The organism is Mycobacterium sp. ENV421, assembly GCF_002887815.1.
In the GTDB taxonomy this organism is placed as follows: domain Bacteria; phylum Actinomycetota; class Actinomycetes; order Mycobacteriales; family Mycobacteriaceae; genus Mycobacterium.
The window spans coordinates 375,271-398,709 of record NZ_PDHO01000003.1; the positions used below are offsets into that span (position 1 = coordinate 375,271).

Sequence of the window (23,439 nt, forward strand, 5' to 3'; positions counted from 1 at the left end):
AGATGGCTACGACATTGATTCCTACACCCAGTACGGAACCCGCGCCCGGTACTGCCGCAGGGCGAACGCCGCGAGCAGCCAGCCGAGCAGCGTCAATCCGATCACGACGGCCCAGTGCCGAAGGTGCTGGTCGGCACCCAACAGGGGGGCGCGCAGGATGTCGAGGTAGTGCAGCAGCGGATTGAGTTCGATGATCTTGGCCCAGCGGCCGGCGCCCTGCTGCTGCAGTGTGTTGTCGTTCCAGATGATCGGCGTCATGAAGAACAGCAGCTGCACGATCGAGAACAGCAGCGGGCCGATGTCGCGGTAGCGGGTGGCCAGGATGCCGAAGCAGAACGACACCCACACGCAGTTCAGCATGATCAACAGCAGCGCCGGGATCGCCGACAAGTCTGCCCAGGACCACGGTTTCGGGAAGATCATCGCGATCACCACGTAGATGACGATGTTGTGCCCGAACAGGATCATCTGCCGCCACACCAGCCGGTAGACGTGCACGCTCAGCGGTGTCGGCAGCTGCTTGATCAGCCCCTCGTTGGCGATGAACACATCGGCGCCCTCGAGGATCGCGGCGTTGATCATGTTCCAGATGATCAGGCCGAGCGTCACATACGGCAGGTGCTCGGACAGCTTGAGGTGGAACAGCTGTGAGTACAACCCACCCATCGCGACCGCGGTGGTGCCGGTCGCGATCGTGATCCAGAACGGGCCGAGCACCGAGCGGCGGTACTTCTGCTTGATGTCCTGCCAGCCGAGGTGCAGCCACAGTTCGCGCTTGCGGAACCCGTCGAGCAGATCGCCCCACGCGCGGGTGAAGGTCTTCGACTGCGCGGCGGCGTCGACGATCGTCATCTTGTTCCTTTCCCGTCGCTTCGCTCGCCCCGGAAGAACCTTTCGTGCCTACCCAAGCGCCGCAACCGAATCCATTCGGCGAAGCCTTTCGGGTCGCGGCGCTGGACCAAGAAGAACCATCCGAAGCGCACCCACTCCTGCGGTACCAGCTTGCGCATACCGCGCTGCGCCTGCAGGTAGCCGCGGTTGCGATAGGTGAAGTACCGCTTGGTCGGATCGTCCGGATATTGGGTGTGCATCTTGCCCCCGAGGATCGGCTTGAACTCGTCACTGCCGTACGGATGCAGGTAGGTCGCATCCAGGCAGGTGCCGAACGGCAAGCCCGACAACACCAGTCGACGGTGCACGTCGACCTCGTCGCCTCGGATGAACAAGCGGATGTCCGGCATGCCCACGGCCATCAGGGTTTCGGCGCGAAACAACGCTCCGTTGAACAGTGATGCATACCCCGGGAGGAAATCGTGGCTGCCCAGTTCGGCGGTGTGGCGACGCCACACCAGGCCCTGCCGCACGGGGAAGGCGAACCGGTCGGGATGGTCCATGTCGCAGACCATCGGCGACACCTCGGCCAAACCGTGGCGCTGTGCACAGCCCAGCAATCTGGCCAGCACCTCGCCGTCCATCGGCCGCCCGTCGTCGTCGGCCAGCCACACCCAGTCCGCACCCAGCGACAGCGCATGCAGCATGCCCAACGCGAATCCTCCTGCGCCGCCGAGGTTTCGGCGGGACCCCAGATAGGTGGTCGGCACGGGCTGCCCGGCGACGAGGTCGCGCACCCGCTCGTCGTCGTCGTTGTCGACGACGATCAGGTGGTCGACCATCCGGGTCTGGGTGGTCAACACACCCAGCGATTTGGCGAGTTCGTCGAGGCGGCGATGAGTGACGACGACGGCGCACACCAGGTCGGTCACGGGGTGGCGACCCCGTCGGACCAATCGGACTTGTGCTCGTCCAACACTTCGCGCACATGCCGGGCCGCGTCCTCGCCCTCATAAGCCCGCACGACGTCTTCGATGCCGCCGGACATCTTGATGGTGCCGTGGTCGATCCACATCGCGGTCTTGCACAGCCGCGCCAGGAACTCGTTGGAATGGCTGGCGAACACCAGGATTCCGGAACGCTCGACCAGCTTCTGCAGCCGTGTCTGCGCCTTCTTCAGGAAGTCCGCGTCCACCGCGCCGATGCCCTCGTCAAGCAGCAGGATCTCGGGATCGATGCTGGTGACCACGCCCATGGCCAGTCGCACCCGCATGCCGGTGGAGTAGGTGCGCAGCGGCATCGAGAGGTATTCACCGAGTTCGGTGAACTCGGCGATCTCGTCGACCTTGGCCATCATCTGCTTGCGGGTCTGCCCCAGGAACAGGCCGCGGATGATGATGTTCTCGAAGCCGGAGATCTCCGGATCCATCCCGACGCCGAGGTCGAACACCGGCGCGACCCGGCCGCGGACCGTGGCCGACCCACGGGTCGGTTCGTAGATCCCGGACAGCAACCGCAGCAGCGTGGATTTGCCCGCGCCGTTGTGGCCGACGAGGCCGACGCGGTCGCCCATCTTCAGCGACAGCGTGATGTCTCGCAGGGCCTCGATCACCACGACGTTCTCGGTGTTGCGCCCGATCGCGCCGCCGGCGGCGCCGAGGAAGGTCTTCTTCAGCGACCGCGTCTTGGCGTCGAAGATCGGAAACTCAACCCAGGCGTCACGGGTTTCGATGTAGGGGTCGTCGGCAGGCACCGGGGTCTCGGCTAGAGGTACTGCCCGGTGCCGTGACCGGGGGCTCCGGGCGGGCCGGGCTGTCCGATGCCGGGCGGCAACGCACCCTGGCCGCGCATGTGCTCCAGCTGCGCGCGCGCCGCCATCTGCTGGGCGAACAGAGCGGTCTGGATTCCGTGGAACAGGCCCTCGAGCCAGCCGACCAGCTGCGCCTGGGCGATGCGCAGTTCGGCATCGGACGGGATGCTGTCCTCGGTGAACGGCAACGCCAGCCGCTCGAGCTCGTCGCGCAGCTCGGGGGCCAGGCCGTCTTCGAGCTCGCGGATCGAGGTCGCGTGGATTTCACGCAGCCGGGTGCGGCTGGCGTCGTCCAGCGGTGCGGCGCGCACCTCTTCGAGCAGCTGCTTGATCATCGTGCCGATGCGCATCACCTTGGCCGGCTGCTCCACCAGGTCGGTCACGGAGCGCCCGTCGGCGTCGCCGTCGCCCTGGTCGGCACCGGTGATGATCTCGATGTTGTCGTCGTCTGTGTTCGTCGTCATGGAGTGAGCATTCCCTCGTCGCCCATTGTTACCGGGTGTCCTGCGGTGCAGATCCGCGCCATTCGTAGATGCGGGCCTCGCCGTTGTCGTAGATCTTCGTCCACGACTTGGACTTGTCTAGTGACACTAGTCCGTCGGGCATGACGAACCCGCGAACCACCGGTGCGCTCGTCAACACGTAGCGGATGTTCAGCGCCTTGACCGCCTCGGCGATCCGCGGATCGTGGTCGGCGTCGTCGGCGTAGGCCCAGAAGATGAAGCGGTGATAGCCCGGGCCCTGCTGCACCGGGTAGTCGTAGTGGGTCCACAGCGGATGCAGGCCGGCCACCGCGTACATCCACGCCGTGCCGTCGACGTTCGCGTCGCCGATCAGGGTGTCGCGGGCGCCGGGCAGGGTCGCCAGATAGGCAAAAGCCTGCAGATCCTTGTCGTCGATGATCACCCGGTCGTACTTCTCGCCCATCAGGTATCGGTGTCGCGGGAAGTAGTGCCAGGCCAGCCCGACGCTGACGGCCACCAGCAGCACCGCGGTGGCGCCGATCCAGAACCCGCGGTCGGGCTCCCGGGCGGCGGCCCAGCGTCGGGTCACCCGGCGGGCGCCGGCCACCAGCAGCAGCGCCAGCGAATAGAGCGCGATCCCGGCCATCGGTGTCAACAGCAGCGTCACCACCGCGGACAGCCGCCTGGGGTCGCTGTAGAACAGGTCGCTGTACTTGCCGACGATCGTGCCGAGCGGGCCACCGAACGGCGCGCCGGAATGCACGATCGACACGATCAGCACCAGCCAGACCGCCGCCGGCCACCAGATCCGCTTGGTCAGCAGCAGCACGAAGCCGGCTGCGGCCAGCGCGACGATGGCGTTCTGGATCGGGAAGTCGTTCAGGTGCCGGGTGTGCTGGACGATCGCGTTGAACAGTGTCCGTTTGCGGCCCAGGTGGGTCAGGAATGCGTGCCCGGCGATGACCTCGGCCTGCTGCAGCACGCCGAGGAACTGCGGTAGCAGCACCGCCAGAGTGGGCACGGCGATCACCACCAGGGTGAGGAAGTCGCGTGCCCGGCCCAGCGCCGGCCGCCACAACGCGTCCAGCAGCCACCACGCCACCACGAAGGTGACCACCACGACCCCGCCGGTGATGTGCACCGAGAAGACGCCGACCAGCGCGATCACCGCCATCGGGATGCGGTCGCGGTTGCGCAGACACGACGCGATCAGCACGAACGCGGGTATGGCGACGCCGTAGGCCGCCATGTTCGGCATCGAGGCGGTGTCGAACTCGACGTAGGGCACCGAGGTGAACGACGCGGCGAGCGCGGCCGCGGTGGCTGCCGCACCGGCGGTGCGCCATTGCGAGGTGCCGCGGGACCGCAGCAGCTGCCAGGTCAACAGTCCCGCGCTGAGCGGGAACAACCAGACCGCCGCGGCCAGCGAGCTCAGCGTGTACGCGGTGGTCGGGGCTGCGCCGGTCAGCTGGGCCAGCACGGCACCCAGCGCATGGAAGACCGAGGGGTAGTAGAGCGCCGCGTGGGTTTCGACGTTGCGCAGTTCGCCCATGTGGGTCGACGACGCCTGACCGGTGTCGAGGATCCAGCGGATGGTGTTGGCGTGCCAGACGGAGTCCCAGTTGCTCGGGATGGACTGCCAGTAGGGCATGCCCCGCCAGGCGGCGATGCCGATCAGCAGCGCGCCCAGGATCACCCCGGCGGCCACGGTCAGCGCGGGCCACAGTGACACTTCGTCGGCGGTGGGGGCTGCGGCGCGGTACCGGGCGAGCAGAATCCGCAAACCGAACACGGCCGCCGTCACAACGGCCAGTGCCAGCAGCGCCGTCCAGGCGTTCCAGCCGATGCCGATCGCGCCGAACGGGATGATGGCCAGGCCCACAACGCCGTACGTCAGCACCGGCCCCACGCCGAGTGCGACGTACCAGCGCAGCCGCCCGGCCAGCGCCACCACTGCACCCGGCAGGATCAGCAACAAGACCGCGATCAGGACTCCGAACCCGAAGCTCACTGGACTAGTATGGCTGGCCAGGTGAACCTGCCCTTATCGCCCACCGGCGAGGACCGCAGGCGCCATCGCTGTCTCAATAGCGCAATCACCGACGCTCTAAGGTGGGCTCATGGCATACGACGTCGCCCGGGTGCGTGGTCTGCACCCAGCATTGGGCGACGGGTGGATGCGCTTCGACGCCCAGGCCGGGATGCTGATCCCCGAGTCGGTGGCGACCACGGTGTCGACGGCGTTTCGCGGTTCGGTGCCCAACACGGCCAGCCCGCATCCGGCGGCCCGGCGCAGCGTCGCTGTTCTGGATGCTGCCCGCCAGGCAGTGGCCGACCTGGTCAACGGTGACCCGAGCGGGGTGGTGCTCGGCGCCGATCGCTCGATCCTGCTGACGTCGCTGGCCGACGCGTCGTCCTCGCGTGCCGGGATCGGCTACGAGGTGGTGGTCAGCCGGCTCGACGACGAGGCCAACATCGCGCCGTGGCTGCGTGCGGCCAACCGGTACGGAGCCAAGGTCAAGTGGGCCGAAGTCGACATCGAGACCGGCGAGCTGCCGTCGTGGCAGTGGGAGAGCCTGATCACGCCGCCCACCAGATTGGTGGCCATGACGTCGGCGTCCTCGACCCTGGGCACGATCACCGACGTGAGTGCCGTCACCAAGCTCGTGCATGACGTGAGCGGGTTGGTGGTCGTGGACCATTCGGCCGCGGCGCCGTATCAGTTGATGGATCTCGACGAAACCGAAGCCGACGTCGTGGCGCTCAACGCACCGGCGTGGGGCGGACCGCCGATCGGCGCGCTGGTATTCCGCAACCCGTCGCTCATCGACAGTTTCGGGTCGGTGTCGATGAACCCGTACGCCAGCGGACCGGAACGACTCGAACTCGGCGGCCACCAGTACGGCTTGCTGGCCGGAGTGGTCGCGAGCATCGAATATCTGGCCGGACTCGATGAGTCGGCGCGGGGTAGCCGACGCGAAAGGCTTGCTCTCTCAATGCAATCCGCTGGGTCGTACCTCAGCGGACTCTTCGACTACTTGATGGGCTCGCTGCGATCGCTGCCCCTGGTGATGGTGATCGGCCGCCCGGAGGCGCACATCCCGGTCGTCAGCTTCGCGGTCACCGGGGTGCCTGCCGAGCGGGTGGTCAAGCGGCTGGCGGACAACGGAATTCTGGCTGTGTGCAACGCCAATTCCCGGGTGCTCGACCTGATCGGCGTCAACGACATCGGCGGTGCGGTCACTGTCGGGTTGGCGCACTACTCGACGATGGGCGAAGTCGACCAGCTGGTGCGGGCGCTCGCGTCGCTGGGCTGAATTCGGCTCGCGTCACTCGGTGACGGTCAGCAACACTTTCCCGAACGTCTCGCCGGAGGCCAGCACCCGGTGCGCTTCGGCGGCCTCGGCGATGGGGAACCGGGCGCCGATGATGGGCCGGACCCGGCCGTCGGCGATCATCGGCCATACCGAGGCCACCACCTCCTCGACGATGGCCTTCTTTCCGTGCGGTCCGTCGACGGGACGGCCGCGCAACGACGTACCGATCACGTGCAGCCGCTTGGCGACCGCTTTGGCGATGTTGAATTCCGCTTTGATGCCGCCCTGCATGCCGATGATGGTCATCCGGCCGTCGGGTGCCAACGCGTCGAGGTTGCGATCGAGGTATGCCGCACCCATGATGTCGAGGATGACGTCCGCCCCGCGCCCATCAGTGGCATTATTGACGCGCGCGACGAAATCCTCGTCGCGGTAAGGGATTAGGACGTCGGCCCCAAGTTCGCGGCACAGATCGAGCTTCGAGCGCGAACCCGCCGTCACCGCCACCCGATTGCCCAGGGCGGTGGCGACCTGGATGGCGTGGGTGCCGATCCCGCTTGCGCCGCCGTGGATGAGCAACAGTTCGCCCTCGGTCAGTCGCGCCGTCATGGCGATGTTGGACCACACCGTGCAGGCGACCTCCGGAAGCGCGGCCGCGTCGGGCAGCGAAATCCCGACGGGAACGGGCATCACCTGGCCGGCCGGCACCGCGACGTACTCGGCGTAACCGCCTCCGGCCAAGAGTGCGCAAACATCTTGTCCGACAGTCCATCCCGTCACGCCTTCGCCCACCTTCGCGACGACGCCGGACACCTCGAGGCCGAGGATGTTGCTGGCGCCCGGAGGTGGCGGATAGTTCCCTGCCGCTTGCAGGAGGTCGGCCCGGTTCACCCCCGCGGTGTTCACCCGGATCAGGACTTCGCCCTGTCCGGGCGACACATCAGGTACTTCGCGCCAGGTCAGACGGTCGGACGATTCAGCGACGATGGCCAACATGGGCGTCAGGTTACTCCCGAGTCATTTCGGCCTCGTACGGCGCTGTGTCGCTTACGATTGCGCAATGGGAGGGATGATTGCGGGGCGGACCGCTAGTGAGATGCCGGGGTTGGATATAGCCGAGGAGAGGTCTTGGCAGAACTTCCTCGACGCTGCACTGCGTCTGTACGGAACACTGAATCGGGGGCTCGTCGACAAGCACAAATTGAGCTTGGTCGACGTCCGGCTGTTGGAAATTCTGGACAACTCGGAGACCGGCGCGGCTCGGATGGGTGATCTGGCCGAACAGCTGATGTCGTTGCCGAGTCGGGTGACCCGTCAGATTCGCCGGCTGGAGACCGCGGGACTCGTGCGCCGTGAGGCGAGCCCCGACGACGGTCGCGGAGTGTTGGCGAGCATCACCGACCTCGGCCGTGAGGTCGTCGAAGACGCGATGCTGACGTACGCCAAGGGGGTCCGGGAGAACTTCCTGACGCCGTTGTCTCGGCCGCAGATGGCGGCGATGGGGGAGAACTGCCGCCGGATCAGTGCCGCCTTGAAGGACGGCGGGAACTCGACGAGGGTCGGCCGCGTCTAACCGCTAGTCTTGTCGGCGGTGGCGTGGCAGAGCGGCCTAATGCACTCGCCTTGAAAGCGAGAGACGGCTAACACCGTCCGGGGGTTCAAATCCCTCCGCCACCGCTGCGTGGGCGCTGGTTGGTGCCCATCTGAATCCTGGCATTTCGCCCTTGGTCACCTGTGGGGCTGGCTCAGGACTTCTGTGGATCAGCTTGAGACGCGTGCATTGCACCGGCATGCGGGCATACAAAGGATGTAAGGCGCCCAATAGGTAGCCGGACCCTTCTTGTGGAGCCGCCCGGAGTGACGGTGTCGGTCCGAAAAGTCGTGAAAGGTGCTGGTCAATATGTCCTCCCCTCGAAAGCTTCGGAAAAGCTTGGCTCTGGATAAGAGGTTGCTGGGTACTGTCGTCGGCGGCGGTGCCATCGCGGTCCTCGGCCTGTTCGGGCTCACCCATCCCGCGCCTGCATCGCTGACCCACACGGCCGACTCCGGCGACGAGACAAAGTTCCCCCCCTACTCCTCGCCCGCCGTCGCCGCCATGAACATGGGTGCGACCACGACGACGCAGCCCACCGACGAGCCGACGGCCCTGGAGGTCACCAAAGCGGTGCCGGCGATCAAGGCCGGCAAGTAACGGCTATTCGCCGGTGAACTCCGGCTTGCGCTTGGCGAACATCGCCGCGATGCCCTCGTTGAGGTCCTTGGACGGCAGGAACGCCGAATTCCAGGCCGCGACGTAGCGCAGGCTGGCCGCCACGTCGGCGGTGCGCTGTTCATCGAGGACGTCTTTGATGCCGTGCACAACCAGCGGCGAGTTCGCCGCGATCTCGGCGGCGGTCTCGTGCGCCGCGGCCAGCGTGGCCTCGGGGTCCGGGTAGACGTCATTGACCAGACCGATCTTCTCGGCGCGCGCGGCGTCAATATCCTTGCCTGTCAACGCCAATTCGCGAAGATGCCCGTCGGACAGGATGTACGGCAACCGGGCGAGGCTGCCCACGTCGGCGACGATGGAGAGCTTGACCTCGCGCACCGAGAACTTGGCGTCGGCGCTGGCGTAGCGGACGTCCACCGCACTGATGAGGTCGACTCCGCCACCGATGCACCAGCCGTGGATGGCGGCGATCGTCGGGGTGCGGCAGTCGGCCACGGCGGTGATCGATTGCTGCATGCGCTTGAGCTTGCCGTGGAACTCGACGCGAGGCCGGGCCGACACCTCTCCGGACATCGCACCGCCGATGGTGTCGCCCATCGCGACCAGGTCCAGGCCGTAGCTGAAATTCCGGCCGGAGCCGGTCAGCACGATCGCCCGCACGTCGGGATCTGCGTCGAGCTCACCGAAGGCCACCGGCATCTCTGTCCAGAACGCCGGGCCCATGGCGTTTCCTTTGCCCGGGCCGATCAGCGTGACCTGGGCAACGTGGTCCTTGACCTCGACGGTGAGGGATTCATACTGCTGGCTCATGCTCTGAAGGCTACGACGCCTGCCGCCGCCAGCGTCACTCCAGGGTCACCTGCGGTCGCCGGGCGGCTTCCCGAGGTCGGTTCGGGGACATCCGCCGAGCCCGACCGTACCGAGGTACGGCTCAGTTGCGTTGGGGCAAGCCGACGGGCCGGCCTGGTCGCCGCCCTCGCCGATCAGCAGAATCCGAGGATGCGGCGGACCGGTCGATAGTGGAGCGGCCGATCGCCGTCACGATCTCGACGAAGACGAAAGCTTCTTTGCACCAATGAATATCGGGTCGGTGGCACGTAACAACGCGTGAGCGCAGGCGGTATCTCAGATGTACATCGCGGGGTCGACGTAGAACGTCGGATCCACCAGCTGTTCGCGCTGCCGTTCGTTGCGCGGCCGCACGACGGCGGGAATGCCGGTCGCAATCGAGTCCGCAGGCACGTCGTGGGTGACCACGGCGTTCGCGCCGATGGCGCTGTCGTCACCAATAACCAAGGGGCCCAGGATCTTTGCCCCGGCGCCCACGACCACTCGGTTCCCGAGGGTGGGGTGGCGTTTGCCGTGCTCCAGGGAGCGGCCGCCGAGCGTCACGCCGTGATAGAGCATCACGTCGTTGCCGATCTCGGCGGTCTCGCCGATCACGACACCCATTCCGTGGTCGATGAAGAACCGGCGGCCGATGGTGGCACCGGGGTGGATTTCGATACCGGTGGCGAACCGGGTCAGCTGCGACAGCACCCGGGCCGGACCACGCAGTGCCGGCCTGGCCCACAGCCGGTGCGCCAGCCGATAGGACCAGATGGCGTGCAGGCCGGAGTAGACCAACGCGTTCTCGACATCGCCGCGCGCGGCCGGATCGTGGCCGCGCGCGTTGCTCAGGTCCTCACGCAGTGTGGACAGCAGTCCCATGAAGTCAGTCCCTGATGTGCTCGAAAAGCGGTGTGGAGATATAGCGCTCGCCGTAGTCGCACACGATGGCGACGATGAGCTTGCCGGCATTCTCCGGACGCTTGGCGATTTCCAGGGCGGCCCACACGATCGCACCGGACGAGATGCCGCCCAGAATGCCTTCCGCGGTTCCCAGGTCCCGGGCCACCCTGATGGCGTCGTCGAGCTCGACGTCGACGATCTCGTCGTAGGAGCCGCGATCGAGTACCTCGGGAACGAAGTTGGCTCCCATGCCCTGGATCTTGTGCGGTCCGGCCTTGCCCTCGGTCAGCAGCGGCGAGTCCTTGGGTTCGACTCCGACGATCTGGACGCCGGGCTTGCGCTCTTTGAGTACGTGTCCCACCCCGGTGACGGTTCCGCCGGTGCCGATGCCCGCGACGAAAATGTCGACCTTGCCGTCGGTGTCGTTCCAGACTTCTTCCGCGGTGGTCTTCTCGTGGATGGCCGGGTTGGCCGGGTTCCCGAACTGGTTCGCCGAGACGGCATTGTCGGTTTCGGCGATGATCTGGCGGGACTTCTCCACCGCGCCCGCCATGCCTTCGGAGCCGGGGGTCAGCACGATCTCGGCGCCGTAGGCGCGCAGCATCACCCGCCGTTCGGTCGACATCGTCTCCGGCATCGTCAAGATGACCTTGTAACCGCGGGCCGCGCCGACCATCGCCAGCGCGATGCCGGTGTTACCACTGGTGGCCTCGACGATCGTGCCGCCGGGCTTCAGCTCACCGGAGGCCTCTGCCGCATCGATGATCGCCACTCCGATGCGGTCCTTGACGCTGTTGGCCGGGTTGTAGAACTCGAGCTTGACCGCGACCTCGGCGTCGAGGCCCTCGGTCAGTCGGTTGAGTCGGACCAGCGGCGTGTGGCCGACCAGTTCGGTGACGTTGTCATAGATCTTGCCCATGCTGCGCGTCCCTTCTCGTGGCACCCCACCGAACACTATTCTGTCGGCCGCTGGTCGTACGGTTGGGGCATGGCTGACGAACTGACCTCAGGACCGGAAGCTCCACCGACCGACGAACTGGCCAGTGCTGAAGCGTCGCTCCAGGTTCTCCAACAAGTGATGCACGGTATTGCTTCCGATGATGTGAACAAGCAGACGCCGTGCCGCGAGTTCGACGTGGCCGGGCTGACCGATCACCTGCTGCATTCGATCACCCTGTTGGGTGGCGCGGCCGGCGCGCAGTTCCCGGAGCGCAACCCCGATGACTCCGTCGAACGCCAGGTCATCGCCGCGGCCCGGTCGGCGGTGGACGCCTGGCGGCGCCGCGGGCTGGACGGCACGGTCCCGTTCGGTGAGAACGAGGCGCCCGCGCGGTACATGGCCGGCATCCTCTCCGTTGAATTCCTGATCCACGCGTGGGATTACGCATCGGCGATCGGTCGACCGATCGATGCCCCGGATTCGTTGACCGAGTACGTGTCGGGCCTGGCGCACCGCATCATCACCCCGGAGGGCCGGGTCAGGGCCGGTTTCGACGACCCTGTCGAGGTTGCGGAGCACGCCTCGAAGCTGGACCGGCTGGTTGCCTTCACCGGCCGCACGCCCGTCAGCGGGTAGCGATCCACTTCCGGGCGAACGCCAGGAACGCGTCGTTCTCTTCGGGTGCGCCGATCGTCACCCGGACGCCGTCGGTGCCGTAGGGGCGCACCAGGACGCGACTGTCGGCGGCCTGCTCGACGAAGTCGGGCGTCTCCTCCGGCGTCAGCGGCAGCCACACGAAGTTCGCCTGCGACGGCGGGAAGCTGTAGCCGAGTTCGGTGAGCGCGGCGCAGACCCGGCGGCGTTCGGCGACCACGGCATCGGTGCGGGCCAGCAGTTCGTCCGCGGCATTCACCGAGGCGATGGCCGCGGCCTGCGAGACGGTGGTCGCGGTGAACGGCACGTAGACCTTGCCCAACGCGGTGATGATGTCGGGATCGCCGACGGCGTAACCGATCCGCAGCCCGGCCAGCCCGTAGGCTTTCGAAAAGGTGCGCAGCACAACGACATTGGGATGGTTTCGGACCAGTCCGAGGCTGTCGGGCAGCATCCCGTCGCGGATGTATTCGACGTAGGCCTCGTCGATGGCGATGAGAATGTCCGACGGCACGGCGGCGACGAAGCGGGCCAGCGCGTCGGGGTCCACGACGGTGGAGGTCGGGTTGTTCGGGTTGCAGACGAAGATCAGGCGGGTGCGGTCGGTGATCGCGGCGAGCATGGCGTCGAGGTCGAACGTGTAGTCGCGCAGCGGCACCTGAACCGCGGTGGCGCCGGCCACCCGGACCTGCAGCGGGTAGATCTCGAAGCTGCGCCAGCCGAAGACCACCTCGTCACCGACGGAGGAGGTGATCTGGATGAGCTGCTGGCACAGGCTCACCGACCCGCAGCCGACGGCGATGTTCTCGGGGGCGAAAGGCCCGTACTTGTTCAAGTGCTTGGCCAAGTGTTCCTTGAGTTCGACGTAGCCGTTGTCGGGGTAGCGGTTGATGGTCTCGGCAGCGGCGGCGATCGCCGAGCGCACGCTGGGCAGCGGCCCGTGCACCGTCTCGTTGCTGGCCAGCTTGATCGCACCCGGAACCGTCTTACCCGGGGTGTAGGCCGGTAGATCGGCCAGTTCGGGGCGCAGGCGGGCGGTCATTTGTCCAAGTCTAAGTGGGCTGTGTACTCTCATCCATCGGCGGTTCGGGGCATCAGTCAGGCTCCGGTACGCTCAGGTAATTCAGGAGGCGTGCCAGAGCGGCCGAATGGGACTCACTGCTAATGAGTTGTCCCCCTTAAAGGGGACCGGAGGTTCAAATCCTCTCGCCTCCGCCGCGGCTGATTCGTCAGCCACGACAACTGAACACAGACGGCGCCCGTAGCTCAACGGATAGAGCATCTGACTACGGATCAGAAGGTTAGGGGTTCGAATCCCTTCGGGCGCACTTTTCATGTGGGGGGTCGACGACCCAACTTTCGTCCAGCAACTGTGCACACCCGCCCTGGCGTCCGGCCCTTTGTGGCAAATTTGTCACAGTTGGTTCCCCTGGCTAACTCGCGGCGGTTATTGTCGGTTCAAATAACCTCACGCCGTCTGACTTGACAGCTGGACAGGGGCTGGTCTTTGCAGGCAACCTTTGACGATTTCGCCGGGTTCGGAAACCACCTTCGTGAGTGGTGGACCGAACCGGTCGACTACACCGCGCAGGTGCAGTACTTCACCAAACGCGCGAAATCCGGGCCGATCCAAGTGCTCATCGGTATCGGCACGGGGACCAACGGACTGTTGTCGCTGTTCGTCCTGCTTCCCGCGGCCCGCACCCCCGCATCGCAGGTTGTCGTGGCCATGTTCGCTGTGCTGCAGCTTTTTTGGGGCTGGAATTGGTGTTATCGGCCCTGGCCGTCTCGGCGGGTGTCACTCGCTTTCGTCATTTCTGCGGACATCGGCATAGCCGCTGTGGCTGTGCTGGATGCGAGCTGGTTGCTCGGCTTGTTCGCCTTCAACGCCTTCGCGATGATCTCGGTATATCTGATGTTCTTCGACGGTCCGAAATACCTTGCAGCGCACGTGCTATGGCTGCTTCTGGCGACCACGGCCTTCGCTCTGCATGTAAGTGACGCCACTCATCTGGATATCGCTGCCTTTACCGTCAAGACCCTCGCCGCCGTGGCGCCCGTGGTATGGACGCCGTTGGGGATCCAGCTCGCGATCTGGTCGCTGCGTAACGACGCCAACGAATCGATCACTGATCCGCTGACCGGTCTGCTCAACCGGCGGGGTCTGCAACTTCACCTCGCAGATCTGTTCCGGGACGTCGTCGCCGCGGACACCGAGGTGGCGGTGATCGTCGTGGACTTGGACCGCTTCAAGTCGATCAACGACACTTTCGGGCATATCGCCGGCGACGAGGTTCTGATCCTGTGCGCTCGCCGGATCGTGTCAGCGGTGGGCAGCACCGCGCTGGTGGCCCGGATCGGCGGCGAGGAGTTCGTCGTCGTCGACCTGGTCGAGTCCGGGCTGGCGAGTGCGGGGGCCGACCACATCCGGCACGCAATCGCTGCTCCGGCCGAGCACTCGATCACTGCGAGTGTCGGCGTCACCAGCGTTGCAGCGGATGTCTTCGCTTCTGCCGGAGATGACCCGGTTTCAGTTCTCGATTCGCTCGTGCAGCGGGCGGACCTCGCAATGTTCGACGCCAAGCGCGACGGGGGCAACACCACCGTCCACCTACCCCCGGTCAGCTGATCACCGCTACCGAAAGCCACGGCGTCGTAGGGCTTTAGGGCGCCGCTGCGGCCTGCGCGGGTGCGCAAGCCTTCAACACCGTCCGCCATCCCGCGGAGGCCGAAGATCCCGTCCACGCGATGTAGCCGTCCGGTCGCACCAACACTGCGGGACCGTCGTCGGTCCGCTCGGCCTGCAGCACCCCGGTCACGTCGACGGGCGGCACCCCGCGTTCGCGGATCAACGCGAACCACGGCGTGCGCTGTAGCTCGGTCAGCCGGCCTTCGACCAGCGGTATCTGTGTTGCCCGGGTGCCCACCGGCCCCCGGCGGCCGTACCGCAGCCCGGTACCCGCGAAGCTGCCCGCCACGGCGTCGCGCACCATCGGCACTCGAAGAAGCCTGGGCGCCAGCAGGTTCCGCATCGCACGCGCCACCCGCGGATACAGCGTCACCGCACGCGTCATCACGCCGGACTGCAACACCACCCGGCGGCCGATCGGATGGCGCTCGTCCTGATAGCTGTCCAGCAGGCTGTCGTCAGCGCCACCCAGCACGGCGGCCAGCTTCCACGCGAGGTTGGCCGCATCCTGGATGCCGGTGTTCATACCCTGGCCGCCCACGGGGGAGTGCACGTGCGCGGCGTCGCCGGCCAGGAATACCCGGCCGTGCCGATACTGTGCGACTTGCCTTTCGTCGCAATGGAATCGGGACTTCCAGCTGATCTCGAGCACGCCCACATCTGTCGTGAACGCCCGGTTGAGGACCTCGATCACCTCAGCGTTGTCCACCGGCTCGGTGTCGGGCACCTGATGGTCGCGGTCCCACACCATCGCGCGATACCACGCGCCGTGGGCGTCACCGCGGCCATACGGTGCCAGGAATCCGAACACCTGCCTGGTGTTGCCCAGCTTCAGCCCGTCATCCGGCCCGTGCGCCAGTTTCACATCGGCCAGCACCACCGAAGACAACAGCGTCTTGCCGGGGAACTCCGCCCCGACCAACCGGCGCACCGTGCTGTGCGCGCCGTCTGCCCCGATCGCGTACTTGGCGCGAAACCGCATCAGCGGTCCGGATCCGTCGTGCGCCCGTGCGGTGACGGTCACTCCGCCCTCATCCTGCACGAGATCGAGCACCTCGATACCGCGCCGGATATCGGCTCCCTGCGCTTCGGCGTAGGCGGCGAGTGCGGCATCCACAGTGGTTTGCGGAGTGATCAGCACAAAGCGGTAGGGCGACTCGAGGTGAGTCAGATCGAGTTGGGCGTCACCGAAGATCCTGATCCGCTGCGCGTGCTGTCCCTGAGTCAGCACGTCCCCGGCCAGGCCGCGTGCATCGAGCACTTCGAGCGTGCGGGCCATCACCGCGAACGCGCGGCTCGACGGATTGACCGTGGCCCAGCGCTCCACGACGGTCACCGAGCGGCCGGCCCGGGCCAAATCCCCGGCCGCGGTCAAGCCGGCGGGCCCGGCTCCTACGACGAGCACATCGACGTCATGGTCGGTCATCGCAGCGCTCCCTCCGGATCGGGGTACCAGCGGCGGATGTCGTCGGGGGTGGCCTTCGCCGCCTGATTGAAGACGAACCGGCAGCCGGGCTGGCTGACGTGGGCGGCGTTGACGATGGACTCGAAGAGCAGGGTGTTGCCGGCGACCAGGCGGACGCCGGCGCCGATCAGCACCGCGTCGTAGCTCTTGGCGTCGAGCCACTGGCGGGCCTTCTCGACGCCGGCCGCGCCGAAGCCGATCAGGCAGTTGTCGACCTGATAGCCGGCTGCCCGCATCGCGGTGACGTTCTCGTCGTTGGCGGCGCTAAGCCGGTCCCTCGAAAGCCCGCGGAACTGGGTGAAGTCCGGGGATGAGTAGTCGATCACGTCGGGATCGAGCCCGATCTGAATGGCAGTGACCGGCATGTCGACGCCTCCTCAACAGTTGTTGAACTCGACGCTAGGACTGCTGCTTGGAGATGTCAACAGTTGTTGAATAGACTGGTGAAATGACGGCCAAGTCGCGCGACGGCGAAGTGACCCGATCGCGGATTCTGACCGAAGCCCGCGCCCAGTTCGGCGAACGGGGATTCGAGCGGACCACCATCCGGTCCATCGCGTCGGCCGCGGGAGTCGATCCGGCTCTGGTCATGCACTACTTCGGGGCCAAGGCCCACCTCTTCGCCGCCGCGTCGCGACTCGCGATCACCTTCCCCGACCTCGCCGGTGTCGCGCCCGAGCACGTCGTCGACCTGGTGCTTCCGCTATTCGTCGACGTGTGGGGACCGCACGGCCCGTTTCTGCCGCTGCTGCGCTCGGCGGCCACCAACCGGGTGGCCGCCGATGCGCTGCTCGGAGTGTTTGTGGACCAGGTGAGTCCCGCGCTGGCAGCCGTGGTCCCGGATCGGCCGGCGGAGCGGGCAGCATTGGTCGGTTCCCAGATGCTGGGCCTGGCGGTTGCGCGCTACATCCTGGCGCTGCCCCCGCTCGTGGCAATGGATGACGCGACGCTCACAGAGTGGCTGCGTCCGGTGGTGGCGCATTACCTCGGCGACCCGGCACCGTGACGGACGTCAAATTGACGGCGATGACCTCATGGCTCAGAGTTAATAGAGTGGGAAACGTAAGTGAAGTTATGTTGATCGAGCAGGTGATCGACCGCTTGGCGGCCACCTATTCGGACGTCCCTCGTGACGATGTAGCCCAAACGGTTGCCAGCGCCCACGATCACTTCCAGGACAGCGCGATCCGGGAGTTCGTTCCACTTCTCGTCGAGCGTCGCGCACGGAAAGAACTCTCCCGCAGAAACTCGCTACTGGTCTGGTCGTCCTAACCGGGGTGGGCTAGACGGCCCCGGCGTTCTCGCCCTCATCGGTGTACTCGGGACCGCCTGGCTGCGGGGCATTACCCGTGCCGCCGGCGTCCTGGCCTTCCTTCCAATACAGGTCGTCGGTCGGTAGCGGCGCGGGCCCGGTGCTGCCGGGGTTCTCGTTGTCGTCCCAGTAGTACGGTTCGGTCGGATCCGGCCACAGCAGGCCGCTGCCCGAGTCGTCAGCCGAGGCCGTCGCGGCCGCCGAGAGCGCGATCGCGGTCAACGTGACAGCCACCAGGCTCGCCGATACCAGTCTTTCGCGCACCATCACGGACGACCTCCTCTTCGGTAGGCGTCAATAGTCGCCGATTTCGTCAGGAGGTGTCGCGTTTACGAGGCAAATTCTCGTGTGTCGTCGTCGAGCCCACGCCCGGATCAGGAGTGCACGGTGGCGTCCGGCAGCGCGACGACCGGAACGAGATCGACCGTTTCCACGCGTGGCGGACCCATGCGGCGCGCGACGTAGCGCACGGCCATTATCTGGACGGCCCCGACCGCGATGATGGGCCACAGGGCTCCGGCGACAGCGCAACAGAGTCCGCGGACGACGTCACTCGGGGGATCGTAGGCCTGAAAGTGTGGAGTGATCAGCCACGCGCCGACAGCCGCGATGACCGCCGACAACAGGTACAGGTCGAACCACATGGACTGAGAGTCCCAGATACTTCTTAAAAGCGGATGTCGCAATCGTGTGAGAGTGCTGAGAGGCCCCGAATCGCTGCGTGATCGTTATCACTAGGTGATCGTCAAGCCGCCATCGACGATAATTGTCTGCCCCGTCACATAACCACCGGCCGGCGACGCGAGCCATACTGCGGTAGCGGCCAATTCGACGGGATCACCCATCCTGCCCACCATCACTCGTGGTAGCTGTGTCTCCAGGTAGCCGGGCTGGTATTCGTCGGTCATCTCGCTCTGGAAAAAGCCGGGAGCCAGCGCGTTGACGCGAATTCCCTTGCGCGGGCCCCATTGTTGGGCCAGATCCCGGGTCAGGCCGATCACAGCAGCCTTCGACGCGCTATACGCGGCCTGCGGCAGACCGCCGGTGGTGATGCCAAGGATGCTGGAAATATTGATGATTGAGCTTCGGGGTTGCATGACCCGGCCGCACGCCTGCGCCATCCAGTACGACCCGTTGAGGTTGACGTCGACGACCTTGCGGAACTGATCGGGCGTCTCGCGGGTAGCAGGCACCGCGGTTCCCACCCCGGCGTTGTTGACCAACACGTCCACTCGGCCGAACACCTTCATCGCCGACTCGACGAGCTGCTCGCACTGATCGGGGTCGACGACATCGGTTTTGCGGGTGTACACCTTGCGGCCGGCTTCTTCGACGAGGGCCGCGGTGCCCGCCATCTGTTCAACCCGTCGAGCCCCGAGCACCAGGTGAGCGCCCGCCTCGGCGAAGGCCTGCGCGAACGACACGCCCAACCCCGACGACGCCCCTGTGACGATGACGACCTTGTCGTCGAGCCGGAACGAATCAAGGATGCTCATGACGGGTTCCTCAGCACCTGGCGGGCGATCGCGTACTTGTGGACTTCGGTCGGGCCGTCGTAGAGCCGGAACGCTCGCATGTCGGAAAAGATTGCACCGACCGGGGTTTCGTCGGAGATGCCCATACCGCCGAGGATCTGTACGCAGCGGTCGGCCACCTTGAACAGCTCTTCGGACACGTAGGCCTTGACCATGGAGCTTTCGTGGCGTCCCTTGGCCCCGCCGTCCAGCGTCCAGCAGGCCCACCAGATCGCCAGGCGGCACTGCTGCAGGGCGATCTCGTTGTCGGCCAGCATGAAGCTGACACCCTGGTGTTCGCCGAGCGGCTTGCCGAAACCCGTTCGGGTGCGGGCATGTTCGATCGCGATCGACTGTGCCCGCGATGCGGCACCAAGCCAACGCATGCAGTGCGTCAAACGCGCTGGTGCCAGCCGTAATTGGGCGTAGCGGAGCGCTTGGCCCACCTCGCCCAGGACGGTGGCGGCCGGCAGCCGCAAGTCGTTGAACCGCACCACGCCGTGCCCTTCGACGTAATTGCGGTCCATCGTGTCCATCACGCGCTCGAGCTCGATACCCGGGGTCTGGCCGTCGCACAGGAACAGTGTCGGGCCGTCGGGACCATGCGCATTCGGCGCCACTCGCGCCATGATGATCCACGTCCGCGCTTTATTGGCTCCGGTGATCAGCCACTTGCGTCCGTTGATCACGTAATCGGTGCCGTCGAAAACCGCTTCGGTGGCAAGCTGATTCGGGTCGGATCCGGCGCCGCCGGGTTCCGTCATCGCGAACACCGAGCGCTGGCGGCCGTCGATCACCGGAAGGAGGAACTCGTCGGCCTGCTCCTCGGTAGCGATCTTGGACAACAGGTACATGTTGCCCTCGTCTGGTGCCGCGCAGTTCAGCGCGACCGGACCCAGCGTCGACCAGCCGGCCGCCTCGAACAGCACCGCCTGCTCGCGATGCGACGGTTCACGCCCGCCGAAGCGGTGCGGAGCCTGGAACGTCAGCAGGCCGGCGTCGCGGGCCAGCCCGACCAGCTCGGTGCGCAGGTCCTCGTTGGGTCCGTGCCGGGTGACGCGTGGATCTCGTTCGTAGGGAACGATTTTCTCGACGACGAACGCGCGGATCTCATCGCGCAGCGCGGCCAGGTCGTCGGGAATCTCGAAATCGATCATCGTTGTCCCTCCATGAGTGCTAGGGCGCGCTCGAACAAGCGCACTGTCGCGATGTGTAGATGGTCGCCAACGTCCTTGGGTGCCAGCCCCGCAGCGGCACGGGCATTCGATCCCTCGAGGATGATGCCGAGCTTGAAACAGGCCAGCACCGTGTACCAGTCGATGTTGGACAGGTCGCGGGTGGTGTTCTGTGCGTATCGTTCGATGAGCTCGTCGGGGGTGGCCAGGCCGCCGGCGCCCATGAGGGCGTTGCCCAGCACCGAATCGCGGCCGGGCGCATACCAGGTGGCCAGCATCCAGGCCAGGTCCAGCAGCGGGTCGCCGATGGTGCACATCTCCCAGTCGACGATGGCCACCACCTCGGGGCCGGTCGGCGAGAACATCACGTTGGCCGCGTGGTAGTCGCCGTGCATGATGCCCGGCTGCCAGTCGCTGGGCTGTTTCTGCTGCAGCCAGGTGGCGACGGCGTCGACGTCGCCGATGGCGGGTCCCGGATAGTTGTCGAATCCGCTGTAGGACTCGAGTTCGGAAAGCCACCGCGGCACTTGACGTTCCAGGAATCCGTCCGGCTTACCGAAGTCGGCAAGACCGACCGCTACGTGGTCGACGGCGCCGAGCTTGGCGGCCGCGTCCGCCATCGACAGTCCCATCCCGTGCCGGATGCCGGCGTCACCGGCGTGCAGCGGCGGCAACATCGAGCCGGCATTGAACCCGTCGACGGGCTCCATCAGATAGAACACGGCATCGCCGAGCACGGCGGTGTCATCGCACACCGCGATCAGGCGCGGGTGGGGGACATCGGTTCCGGCCAGCGCGTGCAGCACGCGGGTCTCGCGCAGGATCACCTTGTTGCTCACCGGGCGCAGGTGACGGGGTCCCCGGCGGAAGACGTACTCACGACCCGAGCGGGTGAAACGAAGCATGACGTTCTGGGTGCCGCCGGTGATTTCGGAGACGTTTTCGAGCGGGCCGTCACCCAGGCCCTGCTCCGACATCCATGCGCTGACCGCGCTCAGCTCATCCACCCAGGTGAACCTACCGTACGGTTGGTTGAGCCAATCCCTTCGGCCAGGGCAACCTGGCGTCGATGGTGCGGAACACGCTCCAGCCGATAACGGTGCCCAGCGCGATGGACAGGATCGCCGCCCCGGTCACGCCCAGGCTGGCCACGCCGATGTTGCCGCCGGTGGCGGCCTGACTCACCGATTCGAAGCTCAGTGCGCCCGGGACCAGCGCCCAGAACGCCGCGAGCATCATCACGATCGCGGGCGGTGAGGTCTTGATCCGCGATGCCAGCATCGCGAACGGCACCGTCAGGAATGCACCGATGAAGCCGGAATAGGCTGCCGCCACGAACTTTCCGGCGATCGCCTGGCCGACCAGTGCGACCGCGATCGCGGCCATCAACCACACCAGCGAGCCCTTCGGTGCGGACAGGTACACGTACAGCCCGAACCCCACCACGATGATCGCCACATAGAGGGCCCACGGACCCATCTGCGTGGACGGGGTCTGCGGAAGCACCTCGCCGGCGACATGCACACCCAACGCGACGCCGAACACCAGCAGCGCCAGCTGGGCGATCCCGTAGACCAGCCGACTGGTGCCGCCGATCAGCTGGTTACTGGCCAACTCCATCGCGCCGATCGTCAACGACATGCCCGGCAACATCGCCACCAGGGCCGGTGCGATCACCCGCAGCAGGCCGTCATTCGCGGTGTCGGCCACGAACCACGTCGCCAGCATCGTCACGATCATCGCGGCCAGCGTGGGCAGAACCGGGCTCAGCGACGGGAACGGGCGCCCGAGTAGGGCGATCGCGCCGACCACCAGGCCGAGGAACACGTAGCCCGGCAGCGAGGCCCAGGTCGGATTGATGACCATGCCGAAACCGACTGTGGTGACGGCATATCCGAGGGTCGTGGCGACCGGGCCGAATCGTGGGCGCAGGGCGCGCGCCTGCTTGGTCGACTCGACGGCATCAGCGGGTGTGATCGCACCGACGGACGCCAGACTGGCGATGTCGTCGATGCGGCCGGCCATGTTCAGCTGGACCGAATAGGTCGTGGAGGTGTCCACCTCGTAGGCGACGGTGCCCACTTGGATCATCAGCACGGTGGGGAGCACGACGATGCGCACCGGAGCGGTGGTGTACTGCGCGGCGATTTCCAGCAGGCGGGCATACACCAGCTGAGTCGGCTGCTCGACTTCGAGCAGGGCGATGCCGATCTCCCGCAGCATCGCCGCCACTTCGACTTGGTCGTGCGAGTCCGGTGGACCGAGCGGCTCAGGGGGAATCTTGCGGATCGCGTCGAAGATCCGTGTGCGCCGAGCCCGTCGCTTGTCGTTCATATCCGCATCCTTACGAACTGCTGGCCTCACGTCGTGGCTGGCTGCCCGGCGGGGTCCGGAGCGGTCTGCGGCTGGCGGTTCTTCTGCCACGGCCAATAGCCGGTGATCTCCAACTCCAGCGAGAAACTCAGGAACGTCCGGATCAGCACGATGCCGGCCAGCACCGCCACGCTGCGGGCGTCCGGCGTCACCGCGACTGTCCGGATGATGTCGGCGGCGACCAGAAGCTCCAGGCCCAGCAGGATCGATCGGCCTAGCTGCTGACGGAACGCCCGGTAGGCATCCTTGGTCCGCAACCGGCGCAGTACCCCCGTGGCCGAGAGCAGCGCGCCGATCGCGATCACGGCGACCCCCGTCGCGTCGATCGCCTTGCCCACCGTCTCGATGACCTCGAAAAAGTTCACCGCCAAATTATCTGGCGGGCATCACCATCGTCGCTGTTGCCGCGCCGTCCTGTTCAGTCGCGCGAACCGACACCTGCGCGCCGGCCTGCAGCGGCTGCGGTGGCTTGCGGGTGTCGGTGTTCAGCACATAGGTCTGGCTGAAGCCGTCCTGGCTGCGTACCGTCACCGAGCTGTCGGACGCGGCAGTGACGTCGCCGGTCTGGGTCAGTTCGGTGCTGAATCCGCCTTTGCCGTCGGAGACCACGTTCTCGCCGTGCAGCGATCGCTGGGATCCGCCGGGGCCACCGGGACCGCCAGGGCCACCCCAACCGGGCGGGCCGCCCGCGTGCCCGCCTGTGCTGCCCGCGGCGGCGTACACAACCACGCCGCCGACCACGGCAAGTGCTGCGGCGATCACGACGGCAGCCGCCGTCGTGCGGTTCGACCAGGTCCTGGGATGCTCTGCGGGCGCACCCCACACAGGCTGCTGTTCGACGCTCATAACCCCACGGTGGGCAGCGCAGCTGTGTGTCTGCTGTGCGCGCGATCAGCCCATTCTGTGGATCACGGTTCACAGCGGGGGCATAGGAAGACCATAGGAACCACTCATC

At 66.3% G+C, this 23,439-nt stretch carries 27 protein-coding genes and 3 tRNA genes; 10 read left to right on the plus strand and 20 right to left on the minus strand.

Annotated elements, in window-relative coordinates; all coding sequences use genetic code 11:
- Window positions 1-21: 21 nt before the first annotated feature.
- Genes wzm through CRM90_RS06040 form a run of 5 tightly spaced genes read right to left on the minus strand, consistent with a single transcriptional unit; the run spans window position 22 to window position 5,116 of the window.
- Window positions 22-852, minus strand: a complete 831-nt coding sequence (wzm, locus tag CRM90_RS06020; RefSeq protein ID WP_102806064.1) for a galactan export ABC transporter permease subunit Wzm/RfbD — start codon at window positions 850-852, stop codon at window positions 22-24.
- Window positions 849-1,763 carry a galactofuranosyltransferase GlfT1 gene (gene glfT1, locus CRM90_RS06025; protein WP_102806065.1) on the minus strand — a complete coding sequence of 305 codons (915 nt, stop codon included), beginning with the start codon at window positions 1,761-1,763 and terminating at the stop codon, window positions 849-851. The genes wzm and glfT1 overlap by 4 nt, the downstream gene beginning before the upstream one ends.
- Entirely contained in the window at window positions 1,760-2,584 is an 825-nt protein-coding gene (wzt, locus tag CRM90_RS06030; RefSeq protein ID WP_102806066.1) for a galactan export ABC transporter ATP-binding subunit Wzt/RfbE, read from the minus strand. The genes glfT1 and wzt overlap by 4 nt, the downstream gene beginning before the upstream one ends.
- An 11-nt stretch (window positions 2,585-2,595) precedes the next feature.
- On the minus strand, window positions 2,596-3,105 hold the full coding sequence (locus tag CRM90_RS06035) for a bacterial proteasome activator family protein (RefSeq protein WP_102806067.1): 510 nt from the start codon (window positions 3,103-3,105) through the stop codon (window positions 2,596-2,598).
- A gap of 28 nt (window positions 3,106-3,133) precedes the next feature.
- Window positions 3,134-5,116, minus strand: a complete 1,983-nt coding sequence (locus CRM90_RS06040) for a DUF6541 family protein (RefSeq protein WP_102806068.1) — start codon at window positions 5,114-5,116, stop codon at window positions 3,134-3,136.
- 109 nt (window positions 5,117-5,225) lie between these two features.
- On the opposite strand from CRM90_RS06040, the gene CRM90_RS06045 reads away from it, so the two are divergent.
- Window positions 5,226-6,422, plus strand: a complete 1,197-nt coding sequence (locus CRM90_RS06045; RefSeq protein ID WP_102806069.1) for a cysteine desulfurase-like protein — start codon at window positions 5,226-5,228, stop codon at window positions 6,420-6,422.
- A 12-nt stretch (window positions 6,423-6,434) separates the two neighbouring features.
- On the opposite strand, the gene CRM90_RS06050 is transcribed toward CRM90_RS06045, so the two are convergent.
- The gene (locus CRM90_RS06050) at window positions 6,435-7,418 is read right to left on the minus strand and encodes an NAD(P)H-quinone oxidoreductase (RefSeq protein ID WP_102806070.1); all 984 of its coding nucleotides are present in this window, start codon (window positions 7,416-7,418) and stop codon (window positions 6,435-6,437) included.
- A 64-nt stretch (window positions 7,419-7,482) separates the two neighbouring features.
- Between CRM90_RS06050 and CRM90_RS06055 the strand changes: the two genes are divergently transcribed.
- The 3 genes from CRM90_RS06055 (at window position 7,483) to CRM90_RS06065 (ending at window position 8,613) form a co-directional block, all read left to right on the plus strand.
- On the plus strand, window positions 7,483-7,995 hold the full coding sequence (locus CRM90_RS06055) for a MarR family winged helix-turn-helix transcriptional regulator (protein WP_102806071.1): 513 nt from the start codon (window positions 7,483-7,485) through the stop codon (window positions 7,993-7,995).
- Between the two features lie 17 nt (window positions 7,996-8,012).
- Window positions 8,013-8,099 (plus strand) — tRNA-Ser (locus CRM90_RS06060).
- A 253-nt stretch (window positions 8,100-8,352) separates the two neighbouring features.
- A complete protein-coding gene (locus tag CRM90_RS06065; protein WP_142391328.1) occupies window positions 8,353-8,613 on the plus strand; it encodes a hypothetical protein in 261 nt (86 codons plus the stop codon).
- 3 nt (window positions 8,614-8,616) lie between these two features.
- Here the strand turns inward: CRM90_RS06065 and CRM90_RS06070 are convergent, their stop codons facing one another.
- The 3 genes from CRM90_RS06070 to cysK all read right to left on the minus strand — a co-directional run bounded on the left by CRM90_RS06070 (window position 8,617) and on the right by cysK (window position 11,281).
- A complete protein-coding gene (locus CRM90_RS06070; protein ID WP_102806073.1) occupies window positions 8,617-9,441 on the minus strand; it encodes a crotonase/enoyl-CoA hydratase family protein in 825 nt (274 codons plus the stop codon).
- A gap of 315 nt (window positions 9,442-9,756) precedes the next feature.
- Window positions 9,757-10,341, minus strand: coding sequence for a serine O-acetyltransferase EpsC (epsC, locus tag CRM90_RS06075; protein WP_102806074.1), 585 nt, complete (start codon window positions 10,339-10,341; stop codon window positions 9,757-9,759).
- Between the two features lie 4 nt (window positions 10,342-10,345).
- A complete protein-coding gene (cysK, locus tag CRM90_RS06080; protein WP_102806075.1) occupies window positions 10,346-11,281 on the minus strand; it encodes a cysteine synthase A in 936 nt (311 codons plus the stop codon).
- Window positions 11,282-11,350: 69 nt separating this feature from the next.
- On the opposite strand from cysK, the gene CRM90_RS06085 reads away from it, so the two are divergent.
- Window positions 11,351-11,938 (plus strand): TIGR03086 family metal-binding protein, encoded by a 588-nt coding sequence (locus CRM90_RS06085; protein WP_102806076.1) that lies wholly within the window; start codon window positions 11,351-11,353, stop codon window positions 11,936-11,938.
- On the opposite strand, the gene hisC is transcribed toward CRM90_RS06085, so the two are convergent.
- Complete coding sequence (hisC, locus tag CRM90_RS06090) at window positions 11,928-12,998, minus strand: histidinol-phosphate transaminase (protein WP_102806077.1); 1,071 nt, start codon at window positions 12,996-12,998, stop codon at window positions 11,928-11,930. The genes CRM90_RS06085 and hisC overlap by 11 nt on opposite strands.
- An 84-nt stretch (window positions 12,999-13,082) precedes the next feature.
- Here hisC and CRM90_RS06095 point away from each other — a divergent pair.
- The 3 genes from CRM90_RS06095 to CRM90_RS06105 all read left to right on the plus strand — a co-directional run bounded on the left by CRM90_RS06095 (window position 13,083) and on the right by CRM90_RS06105 (window position 14,585).
- A tRNA-Ser gene (locus tag CRM90_RS06095) sits at window positions 13,083-13,171 on the plus strand.
- Window positions 13,172-13,211: 40 nt separating this feature from the next.
- A tRNA-Arg gene (locus tag CRM90_RS06100) sits at window positions 13,212-13,284 on the plus strand.
- Between the two features lie 179 nt (window positions 13,285-13,463).
- On the plus strand, window positions 13,464-14,585 hold the full coding sequence (locus CRM90_RS06105) for a GGDEF domain-containing protein (RefSeq protein WP_102806078.1): 1,122 nt from the start codon (window positions 13,464-13,466) through the stop codon (window positions 14,583-14,585).
- Window positions 14,586-14,619: 34 nt separating this feature from the next.
- On the opposite strand, the gene CRM90_RS06110 is transcribed toward CRM90_RS06105, so the two are convergent.
- On the minus strand, window positions 14,620-16,071 hold the full coding sequence (locus tag CRM90_RS06110) for an FAD-dependent oxidoreductase (protein WP_102806079.1): 1,452 nt from the start codon (window positions 16,069-16,071) through the stop codon (window positions 14,620-14,622).
- Entirely contained in the window at window positions 16,068-16,475 is a 408-nt protein-coding gene (locus CRM90_RS06115; protein ID WP_102806080.1) for a hypothetical protein, read from the minus strand. Before CRM90_RS06115 ends, CRM90_RS06110 begins: the two co-directional genes overlap by 4 nt.
- Window positions 16,476-16,558: 83 nt before the next feature.
- On the opposite strand from CRM90_RS06115, the gene CRM90_RS06120 reads away from it, so the two are divergent.
- A complete protein-coding gene (locus CRM90_RS06120) occupies window positions 16,559-17,116 on the plus strand; it encodes a TetR/AcrR family transcriptional regulator (RefSeq protein WP_102806081.1) in 558 nt (185 codons plus the stop codon).
- A 68-nt stretch (window positions 17,117-17,184) separates the two neighbouring features.
- On the plus strand, window positions 17,185-17,382 hold the full coding sequence (locus CRM90_RS06125; RefSeq protein ID WP_102806082.1) for a three-helix bundle dimerization domain-containing protein: 198 nt from the start codon (window positions 17,185-17,187) through the stop codon (window positions 17,380-17,382).
- Window positions 17,383-17,392: 10 nt separating this feature from the next.
- Here the strand turns inward: CRM90_RS06125 and CRM90_RS06130 are convergent, their stop codons facing one another.
- The 8 genes from CRM90_RS06130 to CRM90_RS06165 form a co-directional block, all read right to left on the minus strand.
- On the minus strand, window positions 17,393-17,689 hold the full coding sequence (locus CRM90_RS06130; protein ID WP_142391329.1) for a hypothetical protein: 297 nt from the start codon (window positions 17,687-17,689) through the stop codon (window positions 17,393-17,395).
- A gap of 107 nt (window positions 17,690-17,796) precedes the next feature.
- Entirely contained in the window at window positions 17,797-18,066 is a 270-nt protein-coding gene (locus tag CRM90_RS06135; RefSeq protein WP_102806084.1) for a hypothetical protein, read from the minus strand.
- Between the two features lie 90 nt (window positions 18,067-18,156).
- Window positions 18,157-18,918: an SDR family NAD(P)-dependent oxidoreductase gene (locus CRM90_RS06140; RefSeq protein ID WP_102806085.1), complete on the minus strand. Its 762-nt coding sequence runs from the start codon at window positions 18,916-18,918 to the stop codon at window positions 18,157-18,159.
- Window positions 18,915-20,093 (minus strand): acyl-CoA dehydrogenase family protein, encoded by a 1,179-nt coding sequence (locus tag CRM90_RS06145; protein ID WP_102806086.1) that lies wholly within the window; start codon window positions 20,091-20,093, stop codon window positions 18,915-18,917. The genes CRM90_RS06140 and CRM90_RS06145 overlap by 4 nt, the downstream gene beginning before the upstream one ends.
- Entirely contained in the window at window positions 20,090-21,088 is a 999-nt protein-coding gene (locus tag CRM90_RS06150) for a phosphotransferase family protein (RefSeq protein ID WP_102806148.1), read from the minus strand. Before CRM90_RS06150 ends, CRM90_RS06145 begins: the two co-directional genes overlap by 4 nt.
- 40 nt (window positions 21,089-21,128) lie before the next feature.
- Complete coding sequence (locus CRM90_RS06155; protein WP_102806087.1) at window positions 21,129-22,445, minus strand: threonine/serine exporter family protein; 1,317 nt, start codon at window positions 22,443-22,445, stop codon at window positions 21,129-21,131.
- Between the two features lie 26 nt (window positions 22,446-22,471).
- Window positions 22,472-22,849 carry a DUF1622 domain-containing protein gene (locus tag CRM90_RS06160; protein ID WP_102806149.1) on the minus strand — a complete coding sequence of 126 codons (378 nt, stop codon included), beginning with the start codon at window positions 22,847-22,849 and terminating at the stop codon, window positions 22,472-22,474.
- Window positions 22,850-22,856: 7 nt separating this feature from the next.
- Window positions 22,857-23,330 (minus strand): DUF4249 domain-containing protein, encoded by a 474-nt coding sequence (locus tag CRM90_RS06165; RefSeq protein WP_142391330.1) that lies wholly within the window; start codon window positions 23,328-23,330, stop codon window positions 22,857-22,859.
- Window positions 23,331-23,439: the final 109 nt, after the last annotated feature.